This is a genomic window from Glaciibacter kafniensis, from assembly GCF_039538945.1.
GTDB lineage: Bacteria > Actinomycetota > Actinomycetes > Actinomycetales > Microbacteriaceae > Cryobacterium > Cryobacterium kafniensis.
The window spans coordinates 24,617-37,485 of the sequence record NZ_BAABCN010000009.1 but is presented as its reverse complement, the minus strand read 5'-3'; the positions used below and the strand labels follow the sequence as shown (position 1 = coordinate 37,485).

Below are 12,869 nucleotides of genomic sequence, written 5' to 3'. Positions count from 1 at the left end.
AGACCTAGGCGAGCGCCCCCATCGGGTCCCAGGGGTTGAGCACGATCGGCGCTTCCGTGAGCGCCGCACGCAGTTCCTCGGGGAGCCGGTCCTTCTGCACCACCACCTCAAAGACGTACTCGTCGAACCAGGAGTCGTCCATCGTGCAAAAGCCCTTGTCGAACTTCTCGGTGCCCCAGCTGTTCTCGACGCGCCAGCGCTGGGGCGCCCCGTCGACGAGGTCGACGCCGGTGAAGAGCATCGCGTGGGTCATCGCTGAGTCGCCGTACCTGACCCGCTCCTCCTTGGTGGTGGCGAGGTCAACGCCGTAGACCGCGGAGTAGTCGATCAGGTCAGCGGCCCAGATACCCTGCTTGCCCTCCATCTGCGGGTCAACGTCGCAACCGAACCAGACGGGTTCTCCGGCGACGATGGCCTCCGCTGCGATGCGCTTCATCGTGTCGGGGTCGGTGTTCAGGTACAGCACAGGGTCCCCGCCGACCACGTTGCCGAGGTGGGCCACGGTGAGCGCGCGCCCCTTCGGGTGCTCGGCACGGGGATCGTCGACCAGACAGACGTAGTCGCTCAGGGCGATCTCGGTGTATTCGGCGAGGAACTGCTGCGGGGTGAGGCTACCGCCGTCGTGGAAGCCGCCGTCGTCGTCGTTCCACCGCCAGTCGAAGCTCTGCGGGGGAACGCCGAGGTGGATCGTCAGCACTCGGTGCGTGTCCCTCAGGATGGACTGCTTCATGTCGTCGATCGTCGACTCGCTCGCGCCTTCGGTGACGGCCTCGCGCAGCAGCCGGGCCCCTTTGCGCAGCAGGGTGCGTAGCGAGGCGTTCATCCGAGAGGTATTGGAGGAGGACTCGGTCTCTGGCATCAGCGACTTCGGCACCACACCGTGCTTGTCGAAGACCGCAACCTCCATATTCCACTGCCCCCCGTCGTCGAGCACGTTGCCGAGCAGGAACATGGGAACCCGGTCGTCAGGTGTTGACGAGGCGAGGGTGATCATGTCCTCGAGAAAGTAGTTCGCGCGCTCGATCTTGTCCCAGTACATCGCGTGGTTCTGGCTGAACTCAAAGTTCTTCACGCCGAGCTTTTTCCGGGCGTCGGATCGGAGCAGGTTGAGCGCGGCAAAGAGCCAGCAGCGACCGGATCGCTTCTGATCGGCGGCATCCCAATTGTCGAGCCGGTTCGACATGCTCAGTTGCACGCCGAGCAGCCGCTGCCGGTCAAGAGCGACCTCGTCGACCGAGGTACGGGTCACGGCGTTCATTGCGAGGCGGCCCGCCGGGTCTGCGGCGAACTCCGCGTCCCACGCTTGCAGGCGCTCAGGAGCAAGCGCCCCCTTTATACGTTTCGTATCATCATGGATATTCATGAAGAAAGCCTATCGATCGAAGGCAATCTAAGCGAGTATTCGAAACGTATCTATCGTCGAGCTTTCGGACTCAGCCGCGACAGCACCTTCTCAATCGGAATACCCCTGGCGATGCGTCCTCCAAAGCCCTGTCGGGTCTCCGCCTGCAGAATCGAGTTCACGAGGGCCTCCTCGGTTGCCTCCATGGTGGCAAGGAACGCCGGGGACAGCAGTTCGTCGTCGGGGGCCCGGTCGTCGCCCACCGAGAACGCGATCGCGTAGTCGCCGCTGCCCTGAGCGAAGTCGGATCCGGTGCCCCTGAGCGCGAAGATCGCCCGGTTGGCGATCCGACCGAGCTGACGAGCGTCAAGCGGCGCGTCGGTGGCGATCACGATCATGCACGAGTTTCCGTCGCCGACCGCGGGCTCCTCGTCGAGCAGCTCCTCGGTGGGCATCGCGACCCCGTCGATGCGTAGCGTGCCTGAGTAGTTGGTCTGCGCGATCACGCCAAAGGTGTATTCGACGTTTCCGACCAATACCACCCGGGAGGAGGTGCCGATCCCGCCCTTGTACCCCAGGGCCACCGTTCCGGTTCCCGCACCCACGCCGCCCTCGGCCACGGGTCCCGGCGCCGCGGTGGTGAGTGCCTCGCGCACCATTTCTTCGGTGACGGGGCGGCTGCGGATGTCTGAGAGGTAACCGTCGTTGGTCTCACCGACGATCGGATTCAGCGTGGTCGTGTGCTCGTGTTCGGGCTGCTCGAGCAGAATACCGACCAACGCGTCCGCGACCCGGAAAGCAGACAGCGTGCTGGTGAGCAGAATTGGGGTCTCGATCATGCCGAGCTCCTGGAGCTGGGTTGCGCCGATGAGCTTGCCGTAGCCGTTTCCGACGGCCAGGCCTGCCGGCAGCGACCGCCGCCCCGAGCCCAGCGCATCGGGCACGATCGCGGTGACGCCTGTGCTGAGCGTCTCGGTGAGCAGCGTCGAGTGCCCCACCCGCACGCCGGGCACGTCGGTGATCGCGTTCCCTGGCCCCCTCGGAGCGGATCCGGAGGGAATGCCCAGGTCGTGCAGCCGGGGTCGTTCGCCAAGGGTGGTCATCGCGTGCACCCGTTGCCGACTCGTCTCTGGGGTGGGTTCGTTGTGGCTCATGGTCTTCTCCTTGCGTGTGGCCGCGGATGGGCGTATAGCATGTTGACCATCAGTTTTGCTCACGCTCCCCTTGGTAGCCCATCGGCTATTAGCAACAATAGAGCGGAGGGAATTCGATCCTCAAATTCCATTCGTCCTGGATTCCTCAGGGTGAGAAAAAGGAGACCTTGTGCTCAATCCGATTCACCTCCGCACCCTGCTCGAGGTCGTCCAGCAGGGGTCTTTTGCCGCCGCGGCGAATCGGCTCGGCTACACGGCCTCCGCGGTGTCGCAGCAGATGACGGCGCTCGAGCAGACCGTGGGTGTTGCCCTGTTCGAACGCACCGCGCGTAGCGCCCACCCGACCGACGCGGCGCGGGCCATGGCACGGGCCGCGGTGCCGGTATTTGCGGATCTCGACGCGATCCTGGAGGCCGCGCGGCACGCCGACGAAGCCCGAAGTGGGGAGCTCGACGTGGTGCTCTATTCGAGCCTGGCCCGTGCGATCCTGCCCCGCGTGCTACACGACGAAGCGTTTGTTGCTGATGGCACTCGACTCCGACTCTCGGTGCGCAACCCGTCGAGTGCAATCCGCTCGCTCAGCGACGGGGGCTGGCCTGACGTCAGTTTCGTCTACCGGTACACGAGCAGCGATCTCGCCTGGCCGGCCCTGGTCACCGAGGTCGGTCTGGGTTCCGACCCCTATCGGTTCGTGTGTCCGGCGAGCTGGGGGTTGCACCTGGGTGCGCCGCCGAGCGTCGAGCAGCTTTCCGCCCTGGACTGGGCGGGCCTGCACGCCGGGTCGAGCGACGCGACCGCGATCGAGAATGCCTTCCGGACGGGCGGCATCCACCCCCGGTACCGCGTCAGAAGCGACGAGTTCGAGGTCATCCTGGACTTGGTCGCCGCGGGGTCTGCTGCGGCGTTTGTGCCCGGCTCTGTCGCCCGACTCGCCCCCGCCGGGGTCGTGGCGATCGACGTTCCGGGCCTGTCGCTTGCCCGCACAGTGCACGCGCTGGTCTCCCCCACGGCTCCCGCCGCTGCGACGACCTCTCTGCTCGACGCGGTGCGCCGGGCGCTCCCCGACGCGGGCATCCTCGATGCTGGGCTGGCCGCCACCTAGATCCTCACGGGCTTCTTGGCCTCGGTCTGATTCAGGTCGGCGCTCGTGTGCTCACCGCTTCGTTGGTTGAGGAAGGAGCGAGCCGAGCGAGCCCCTGTCTCGAACCCTAGTGAGCCGCCCTCACACGCGACCACGGTTCACGGGTCAACTCGCGTGATCTCGAGCGGTAAGGCCGCTGCGCGGCATGGTGGTGAACGAATCTGACCATTTCGGTGGTCGAGGAGGCCGCCCGCGATCGGGTCGAGACCTCGCGAGCCGATGTTCGAAGTCAACCCGAGTTCAAGGATTGGCTCGCGAGATCTCGAGACGCGGCCTCCTTCGTCGGCTGCTCCTCGATCAACGGGATGGCCGGCCCCGCCGCTTCCGAGCGAAATTCGGTCGGGCAGCTCACTACCCCCTCCTCCCTCGGCGGGGAGTGAGCGTTTCGCGGGGTGTCGAGTTTTGACAGGAAAGGCCGGGCCCTCTACCGGCGAATGTCGTCCGCCAGTGCAACTCACTACCCCCCCTCCCTTGGGCGGGGAGTGAGCGTTTCGCGGGGTGTCGAGTTATGGCACGAAAGGCCGGGTCCCTGTCTGCAGTTCGTTACCCGATCTGCAAACCGGTGGGGCCCGGCCTTTCGTGTCATTGTTTGAGCTGAGGAGCGGGTGACGACGTCACCGCGACACCCTCACTCCCATTCGATCGTCCCCGGCGGCTTCGACGTGACGTCGAGCACCACGCGGTTGACTCCGTCGACCTCATTCGTGATGCGGTTCGAGATCTTCGCCAGCACGTCGTAGGGCAGACGAGTCCAGTCGGCGGTCATGGCGTCTTCAGACGACACCGGGCGCAACACGATCGGGTGACCGTAGGTGCGGCCGTCGCCCTGCACGCCCACCGAGCGCACGTCGGCCAGCAGTACGACCGGGCACTGCCAAATCTCGCGGTCGAGACCGGCGGCGGTGAGCTCGGCGCGAGCGATCGCATCCGCCTTGCGCAGCAGGTCGAGACGCTCCTGCGTCACTTCACCGACGATGCGGATGCCGAGGCCGGGGCCAGGGAACGGCTGACGCTGCACGATGACATCGGGCAGGCCGAGCTCTGAACCGATCGCACGAACCTCGTCCTTGAACAGGGTGCGCAGCGGCTCGACGAGCTCGAACTGCAGGTCTTCGGGCAGGCCGCCGACGTTGTGGTGGCTCTTGATGTTCGCGGTGCCGCTGCCGCCGCCGGACTCGACGACATCCGGGTAGAGCGTGCCCTGCACGAGAAAACGGATCGGGTCGCCGTCGGTGGCACGCGCTTCGGCGATGAGGTCGGCCTGCGCCTGCTCGAACGAGCGAATGAACTCGCGGCCGATGATCTTGCGCTTGGTCTCGGGGTCGCTGACTCCGGCCAGGGCATTGATGAACTGCTCGCGGGCGTCGATCGTGATCAGACGCACACCGGTGGAAGCAACGTAGTCAATTTCAACTTGCTCGCGCTCCCCCTCACGCAGCAGACCGTGGTCGACGAAGACGCAGACGAGCTGGTCGCCGACGGCCTTGTGCACGATGGCGGCGGCTACCGAGGAGTCCACTCCACCGGAGAGGCCGCAGAGTACCTTGCCGGTGCCGACCTGCTCGCGAATGCGGGCAACCTGCTCGGCGATGACGTTTCCGCTGTTCCAGTCGGCGGGGATGCCGGCGGCGCGGTGCAAGAAGTTCTCGAGAACGTGCTGGCCGTGCTCGGAGTGCTTGACCTCTGGATGCCACTGCACGCCGTAGAGCTTGCGCTCGTCGTTGGCGAACGCGGCAACCGGGGTCGACTCGGTCGAGGCGAGAACGGTGAAGCCCTCCGGCGCCTTCGAGACGGAGTCGCCGTGGCTCATCCACACGGTCTGCTCGGCGGGCTGGCCGGCGAGCAACGCGTTGACGCCATCCGTCACGGTCACCGGGGTCGAGCCGTACTCGCGGGCGCCGGTGTGGGCGACCTCACCGCCGAGAGCGGTGGCCATGACCTGGAAGCCGTAGCAAATACCGAGCACGGGGATGCCGAGGTCGAAGATGGCCGGGTCGAAGCTCGGTGCACCCTCTGCATAGACGCTCGACGGTCCGCCCGACAGCACCAGGCCGATCGGGTTCTTCGCCTTCACCTCGTCCGCGGTGATCGAGTGGGCCACGATCTCCGAATAGACGGATGCCTCACGCACGCGTCGAGCGATCAGCTGCGCGTACTGCGCGCCGAAGTCGACGACGAGCACAGGGCGGGCGGTGGTTTGTTCGGTCACGCTCACGCGCGGGCCTCCTGCACGGTTTCGTTGGTTGCGGCGCCCTCACGGGCAGCCAGGAATGCTTTGACCTCGCGGGCGACGCGCACCTCAACGAAGAAGGAAAGTGTGGGAACGACGCCGCCGAGGGCGATCAGCACGAAGCGCGAGAACGGCCAGCGCATCAGGCTCCAGAGCCGGAAGTCGGCGAACAGGTAGAGCACATAGAACCAGCCGTGTGCCATCAGGATGCCGGTGCTCAGGTTGACGGCTGTCACGGTGTCGCGGGGAACCATCGCAAGAAAACCGTTCGGGCCGCCGAGTTCGAGCTCGTATCCGAGCAGGTATTTCGCGACCATCTCGGCACAGAGCAGCAGCAGAAAGACGCCGGTAATGATGGAGGCGACCTTGTAGAGCCGGAGCGCGCCGGGAATTCTGGGGATGTCGGCGGGCTTGGGTGCAAGAGGCATGAGTCAATTCTACGTGCCTATTTCTGGGCGCGAGCCCAGCCGACTCGTGGCCTCTCCCCGCCTCCCAGCCCACGCCATCCGCTCGCCGAACTGTGGCAGATGACCATTTTTCGGCGGAAGAATGGTCATCTGCCACAGTTCGCAGACTTGTAGCTGAGCCACACGAGACCCTGCACGTTCAGCGGGAGGAGATCAGGGCAGCGCGTCGGGCGTACCGGCAGCCGCGATCGCCGCCTCCTCTTCTTCGCGTTCGACGGCATCCTTCACCAGTCGGAACCAGAGGAACACGGCGAACCCGGCGAACACTGCCCATTCGAGCGCGTAGAACACGTTGAGCCAATTCAATGCAGCGTCTTCAAGGGGAACCGGGGAGTCGATGACAGCCAGCCCCGGCGCGGCTTTGGCATCGACGATGTAGCCGAAGTAGACCGACTGGTCGGTGAAGCCCTTCCAGATGTTGATCAACGCGGCAGGTGCAACCGTGGTCATCTCGTGCGAGTCCCGGCCATCCTTCGGCAACTCTGGCGCCTCGGCCGCGACGAATCGACCGTTCAGGGTCACCTCGACCGCGGTTCCGACCTGCAGATTCTCGCGCGCCGCTTCGGCCGACTTCTTGTCGGGAGCCCAGCCCCTGGCGACCGCAATATGCGCGCCCTCGCTGGTGATGAAGTGGCTGACCACCCAGTAGCCGCTCTCTCCCCCGTTCAACCGATCGGCGATGAGCTGCTCGTCACCGGCAACCCAGAAACCGTCGACCGTGACCATCTGGCCGTTCGCCGAGTCGTAGGGCGGCCCGTCCGGTTGCACAATCTCATTGAGCGGCAGCACTTTCTCGGTGCTGCGTTCTACGACGACCCCGGATTCGATGGCCCGCGACAGTTGCCACTGTCCGAGAAGGGCGAATCCCGCCGCAATGGCCAGGGCGAGCACGAGCATTGCCACCCAGCGGGGGCGCAGCATCATCTGAATCACGAATAGTCCTCTGTGCGATCGTCCTGCCTCTTCTTCTGGGGAGGACGGTGTTCGGTGATGAAATCGATCATGGGGTCGCCGGTTTCCTGCGCTTCGCGCTCGACGCTCTCTGGCGGGTGAGACGCGGGTTTCGCGGTGGCGGCTTCGACCAGCGCGATCTCTTCGGCCTGCATCCGGTCGCGGGGCGTCGGCGGGCGCCTGTTCTTCTTTCGGCCGCCGGTCAGTGCCGCACCGATGCGTTCGGACCGTGAGGCGAACAGCGGTCCGAGGATGGCCATGGTGAGCACGTAGAGACCGGCGAACGGTTGTAGCCGATGGTCAAGCCCTGCCCCGACCGACAGCGTCGCAAGAATCAGCGTGAACTCGCCGCGGTTGACCAGGATGCCCGCCGCGTTCATGCCTTCGACGACGCCCATCTGGTTGAGCCGGGCGAGCAGCATTCCGGAGGCGAGGTTGAGCACAAAGGTCATCACGACGGCGATGAGAACGACGAGGATGACGGAGCCGAACTCGGCGACGTTCAACGCAAGTCCGAAGTTCAAGAAGAAGAACGCGCCGAAGACATCGCGCAGCGGCACAGCCACCCGCTCGATCTTCGCCCGATACGAACTCGCCCCGAGCACGACTCCGATCAGGAACGCGCCGATCGCATCCGTCACCCCGATGATCTCGCCGATGCCGGCGAACAGCACGGCCAGACCGAAGAAGAGGATGGTGAACAATTCGTCGTCTTTGGTGCGTACGAGCCGGGAGACCACTTTGCCGCCCCACCTCGCAAGCGAGAACATCACGATCAAAAAGAGGAAGGCGATGCCGAGTTGCAGCACGATCGGCCAGACCTCGGTCTTGCCGCTCAGCACAACCGAGACGATGGCGAGGTAGATGGCGATGAAGATGTCGCCGACGACCGTCACCCCGAGGATCATCGGGGTTTCTTTGTTGGCGAGGCGACGCAGCTCGATTAAGAGCTTGGTGATGATGGCGCTCGACGAGGTTCCGGTCATGCCCGCGATGACGAGCGCTTCGCGGGTGCCCCAGCCGACCATCATGCCGAAGGCAAAGCCGAGCCCCATATTGATCAGCACATACGAGCCACCCGAAATCAGCAGTTTTCCGGCGTTATCGAAGAACTCCTCTTGATCGAACTCAAGGCCGAGGCTGAAGAGCAACAAGATGAGCCCGAAGACTGCGATCAGCTCGATATCGGCCGAGTGAAAGTTCAGCGGGAACCAGCCGGAATGCGGGCTCGCCAGCAGGCCGACGATCATGTAGATCGGAATTGAGGGCAGCCCGATCAGCTTGCCGAGTCGCCCCAGAACGTAGGCGACAACCAGCAGTATGCCGAGGGTGAGAAGGTCTTCGCCAAGATGCATCCGGTTATCCTCCGGGCGGAGAGTCGACGGCCTTCGCCTTCACTTCGCCGGTACGGAAGAACGCGAACGCCTTGGCCACCTTCTCGGGCGAACCGGCAACGACGAGGGTGTCGCCCGGAAATACCTTGAAGTCGGCGGCGGGGGCTGGGCTGGCCGATTCACCGCGCACGACGGCGACGACGGTCAGACCTGCAATGCCGCGATCGGCGGGGTTGCCTAGCGCCTGGCCGGCGATGTGATCCTCATAGTCGACGGTGAACCAGTCGATTGAGAGCCCGGGAATCTGGTCGAGCGCGGTGAGCGACTCGGTGATCTGGGTTCCGCCGAGCAGTTCGGCAAGGGTGCGCGCCTCGTCTTCGCTCAGCCGCAGAGACACTTTGGCCGCGTCGGGCCCGCCCTCTTCGTCGGCGAAGGTGATCAGGTCGCTGTGTCCCGACCGGTGGGCGATGACGCCGACTTTGCCGCCGTCATCCGTCACGAAGGTGTGCAGCACACCGACGCCGGGGAGTTTGACCCGCCGAACATCGACCATGGTTGTGACTCCTGAGGGTTGTGGGGAAGGATCTCCAGTCTATCGAAGCGTTGTCGAGCGGATGCCCAGCGGGCGTCGGCCGCGTCGCGCGAGGCATGCACAAAGGGGCCCGTCCGGTTGGACGGGCCCCTTCGGTTGAGCTAGCCGGTGATCGAGCCTGTCGGGATCACGCGACCGAGTATCGAGACTCGGTCAGCGGTTCTCGGTCAGCTCGACCGACGGTCGCTGGGTTACTTCTTCTTCCAGTGTGCGTAGACCGTGGTGTGCTGCGTCACCTTGGAGGTGAACTTCCAGACGCTGCCACCGGTCGACTTCGTGTACCAGCCCGAGAAGGTGTAGCCACTGCGGGTCGGAGACTTCGGAGCCTTGATCGCGGTGTTGTAGTTCGTGGTTACCGTGGCGACCTTGCTGCCACCCTGTGAGTTGAACGTCACGTTCTTCTTCAACACGGTCCAGTGCGCGTACGCGGTGGCGTTCGCGGTCACCTTGGCGTTGAAGTTCCAGGAGCTGCCGCCCGTGGACTTCGTGTACCAACCCGAGAAGGTGTAACCGGTGCGCGTCGGCGACTTCGGAGCCTTGACCGCAGTGTTGTAGTTCGTGCTCAGCGCAGTGATTTTGCTGCCGCCCTGCGCGTCAAAGGTGATCGTGCGCTTCTGCACCGTCCACTGCGCGTACACCGTGACATTCTTCGTCACCGTGGTCGCGAAGTTCCAAACGCTGCCGCCGGTGGATTGCGTATACCAGTTAGCGAAGGTGTAGCCGGTGCGCGTCGGCGACTTCGGAGCCTTGACCGCAGTGTTGTAGTCGGTGCTCAGCGCAGTGATTTTGCTGCCGCCCTGCGCGTCAAAGGTGATCGTGCGCTTCTCCGCCGTCCACTGCGCGTACACCGTGACATTCTTCGTCACCGTGGTCGCGAAGTTCCAGACGCTGCCGCCGGTGGACTTCGTGTACCAGTTAGCGAAGGTGTAGCCCGTGCGTGTCGGCGACTTCGGAGCCTTGACCGCAGTGTTGTAGTCGGTGCTCAGCGCAGTGACTTTGCTGCCGCCCTGCGCGTCAAAGGTGACCGTGCGCTTCTCCGCCGTCCACTGCGCGTACACCGTGGCATCCGCCGTCACCGGTGTAGCGAAGTTCCACGCCGAGCCGTTTGAGGCCGCCGTGTACCAACCCTTAAAACTGTAGCCGGTACGTGTGGGCGACTTCGGAGACGTGATAACCGTTCCGTTGTCCACGATTACTGCGGCAACATCGCTGCCGCCACGCGTGTCAAAGGTGATCGTCCATGTGACGACCGGCGGCGTGATCGCATCGGGAACGAAGGTGTAGCGCACACCGTTCCAGAGCAGGCTCGAGACGACGGCCGGCGAACCGGAGACGGCGAGAACGCCGAAGCCGCCAACCTTGACGTTGGACTGCGCCTCAACGGCGGCAGCCAGATCACCCAATGCGACAGGAGTGTTCTTCGCAATGGCCGAGGTCCTCGCCGTCTCCGGGATGTCCTTGCTCGACGCCCAGCTGCTGCTGACGGTGAAGGGAGCGTCGGGGTTTGCCGGACGCAGGGTCGACCAACCGCCGTTTGTACCGAAGGTGACCGCAACCTGGAAGAACGCGGAACCGTCGCCCTGCACATCGGCAGATCCGATCAGGCTGGCCAAGTCTTCTGTGGCGAGCGGCGTGTCGAGACCGTTGAGGATCTGCGAGTGAGCGGTGGTGGTGCCCAGGTGCAGGCCGTCAGCCAACACCTCGAACGCAGGCGACGAGTTGGGGTAACCCTCGTGCCAGCCGGCGTAGGTTTCTTCGTTTTCGCGGATCTCTGCGGCCTTGACCTCGACGGCGCCAGACTCGACGATCGAGGTGTAGGCACGAGCGAACGTGTAGGTGTCGCCGCCCCACGTCAGCGACGACACAGTGGCCGGCGCTGAAGTCTGGGCAAACAAGCCGAAGCCGGAGTAGCGCAGAGAGCCTGCGTCGGCCAGCTCCGTGATGATGTCGCTGAGTGGCGTGGGGGTGTTCGCTGCAATCTCGTTGATCGCCTTGCTCGAAACCCACAAGTCATCGGCGGTAGGCGCTGCGGATGTTGCCACGCCGACAGCCGGACGCAGGGTCGACCAGCCGCTTGTCCCGAAGGTAATCGGAACCTGGAGGAATGCCTCTCCGGCGGTGATGCCAACGCTGGCGCTGGTAATGAGCTCTTCAAGATCGGCGGAGGTGATCGCGATTCCCTGCGCGTCCGTGGCGACGAGACCGTTCAAGATCTGTGAGTCGCCGCCGATGCCGAACGTCAAGCCGTTCCACTTCAGGGAAGAAGCTTGAGCTCCGTTGGTCGTGCCCTCGTGCCAGCCAAGGTAACTGGTTTCGTCCGGGGCGATCGCGCTGACGGTCGACGTGACCGGCGGCGTGACCACAACGGGAACGAAGTTGTAGCGCACACCGTTCCAAAGCAGGCTCGAGACGACGGCCGGCGCACCGGACTCGGCGAGAACGCCGAAGCCGCCAACACTGACGTTCAACTGCGCCTCAACGGCGGCAGCCAGATCACCCAATGCGACAGGCGTGTTCTTCGCAATGCCTGCGGTGGACGCCGTGGCCGGGATGTCCTTGCTCGACACCCAGTCGCTGTCGAGCGCGAAGGTCGTGTCGGGGTTTGCCGGACGCAGGGTCGACCAGCCGGCAGTGTCGCCGGTGCCGAAGGTGACCGCAACCTGGAAGAACGCGGGACCGGTGGCCTGCACATCGGCAGATCCGATCAGGCTGGCCAGGTCTGCTGTGGCGAGCGGCGTGTCGAGACCGTTGAGGATCTGCGAGTTGGCGACGCCACCCAGGTGCAGGCCGTCAGCCAGCACTGAGAACGCGGGCGTCTCATTGTCGTAACCCTCGTGCCAGCCGGTGTAGGTGTCTTCGTTGTCGCGAATGTCTCCGGACTTGACCTTGACAGTGTAAGACTCGGCGATCGTGTTGTAGGCGCGAGCGAACGTGTAGGTGTCGCCGTCCCACGTCATCGACTCCACGGTGGCCGGCGCTGAAGCCTGGGCATACATGCCGAAGCCGGAGTAGCGTAGAGAGCCTGCCTCGGCCAGCTCCGTGATGATGGAGCTGAGCGGCGTGGGAGTGTTCGCTGCGATGTCGTTGATCGGCTTGCTCGAGACCCAAAAATCACCGGCGTCGGGCGATGCGGATGTGGTTTCGACTTCAGCCGGACGCAGAGTCGACCAACCGGTAGTCCCGAAGGTGATCGGAACCTGGAGCAAGACTGCTCCGGCGGTGATATCAACGCTGGCGCTCGTGATGAGCGATTCAAGAGCAGTGGGGGCGATCTCGTTGCCCTGCGCGCCCGTGTCAACGAGACCGTTCAGGATCTGAGAGTCGCTACCGATGCCGAACGTCAAGCCGTTCCACTTCAGGGAAGAGACCGAAGCTCCGTTGGTCGTGCCTTCGTGCCAGCCAAGGTAACTGGATTCGTCCGGGGCAATCGCGCTGACGGCGTTGTCTGCGGTGTTGTCTGCGGCGTTGGCTGGCGCGGCGAGCGCGAGTGACGCTCCGCTGACCACGAGCGCGGCAGCGACAAAGCTACCGATCCCGCGCTTGAGTCTTTCATGAGCCATGAGATTCCGATCCAATCTGCAGTGAAAATCGTAGATCGACGGCGGCCGACCAACGAGGAACAGAAGCAGCTGCGAAATCCCTTCGTCCCCCACGCGCC

9 protein-coding genes are annotated in these 12,869 nt (G+C 64.4%); 1 reads left to right on the top strand and 8 read right to left on the bottom strand.

Annotated features, from left to right (window positions below):
- Positions 1 to 4 precede the first annotated feature (4 nt).
- Positions 5 to 1,363, bottom strand: coding sequence for a C1 family peptidase (locus ABD791_RS14350; RefSeq protein WP_345067937.1), 1,359 nt, complete (start codon positions 1,361 to 1,363; stop codon positions 5 to 7).
- A 50-nt stretch (positions 1,364 to 1,413) separates the two neighbouring features.
- Complete coding sequence (locus tag ABD791_RS14345) at positions 1,414 to 2,496, bottom strand: P1 family peptidase (protein ID WP_345067935.1); 1,083 nt, start codon at positions 2,494 to 2,496, stop codon at positions 1,414 to 1,416.
- Between the two features lie 169 nt (positions 2,497 to 2,665).
- On the opposite strand from ABD791_RS14345, the gene ABD791_RS14340 reads away from it, so the two are divergent.
- Positions 2,666 to 3,598, top strand: coding sequence for a LysR family transcriptional regulator (locus ABD791_RS14340; RefSeq protein WP_345067933.1), 933 nt, complete (start codon positions 2,666 to 2,668; stop codon positions 3,596 to 3,598).
- A gap of 667 nt (positions 3,599 to 4,265) precedes the next feature.
- On the opposite strand, the gene guaA is transcribed toward ABD791_RS14340, so the two are convergent.
- The 6 genes from guaA to ABD791_RS14310 form a co-directional block, all read right to left on the bottom strand.
- Positions 4,266 to 5,846, bottom strand: a complete 1,581-nt coding sequence (gene guaA / locus ABD791_RS14335) for a glutamine-hydrolyzing GMP synthase (RefSeq protein ID WP_345067976.1) — start codon at positions 5,844 to 5,846, stop codon at positions 4,266 to 4,268.
- A gap of 2 nt (positions 5,847 to 5,848) precedes the next feature.
- Positions 5,849 to 6,295 carry a DUF3817 domain-containing protein gene (locus ABD791_RS14330; protein WP_345067931.1) on the bottom strand — a complete coding sequence of 149 codons (447 nt, stop codon included), beginning with the start codon at positions 6,293 to 6,295 and terminating at the stop codon, positions 5,849 to 5,851.
- Positions 6,296 to 6,487: 192 nt separating this feature from the next.
- Positions 6,488 to 7,258 (bottom strand): SURF1 family protein, encoded by a 771-nt coding sequence (locus ABD791_RS14325; protein ID WP_345067975.1) that lies wholly within the window; start codon positions 7,256 to 7,258, stop codon positions 6,488 to 6,490.
- A 5-nt stretch (positions 7,259 to 7,263) separates the two neighbouring features.
- A complete protein-coding gene (locus tag ABD791_RS14320) occupies positions 7,264 to 8,640 on the bottom strand; it encodes a cation:proton antiporter (RefSeq protein WP_345067930.1) in 1,377 nt (458 codons plus the stop codon).
- Positions 8,641 to 8,644: 4 nt separating this feature from the next.
- Entirely contained in the window at positions 8,645 to 9,172 is a 528-nt protein-coding gene (locus ABD791_RS14315; RefSeq protein WP_345067928.1) for a cation:proton antiporter regulatory subunit, read from the bottom strand.
- A gap of 230 nt (positions 9,173 to 9,402) precedes the next feature.
- A complete protein-coding gene (locus tag ABD791_RS14310) occupies positions 9,403 to 12,771 on the bottom strand; it encodes an InlB B-repeat-containing protein (RefSeq protein WP_345067926.1) in 3,369 nt (1,122 codons plus the stop codon).
- Between the last annotated feature and the right edge of the window lie 98 nt (positions 12,772 to 12,869).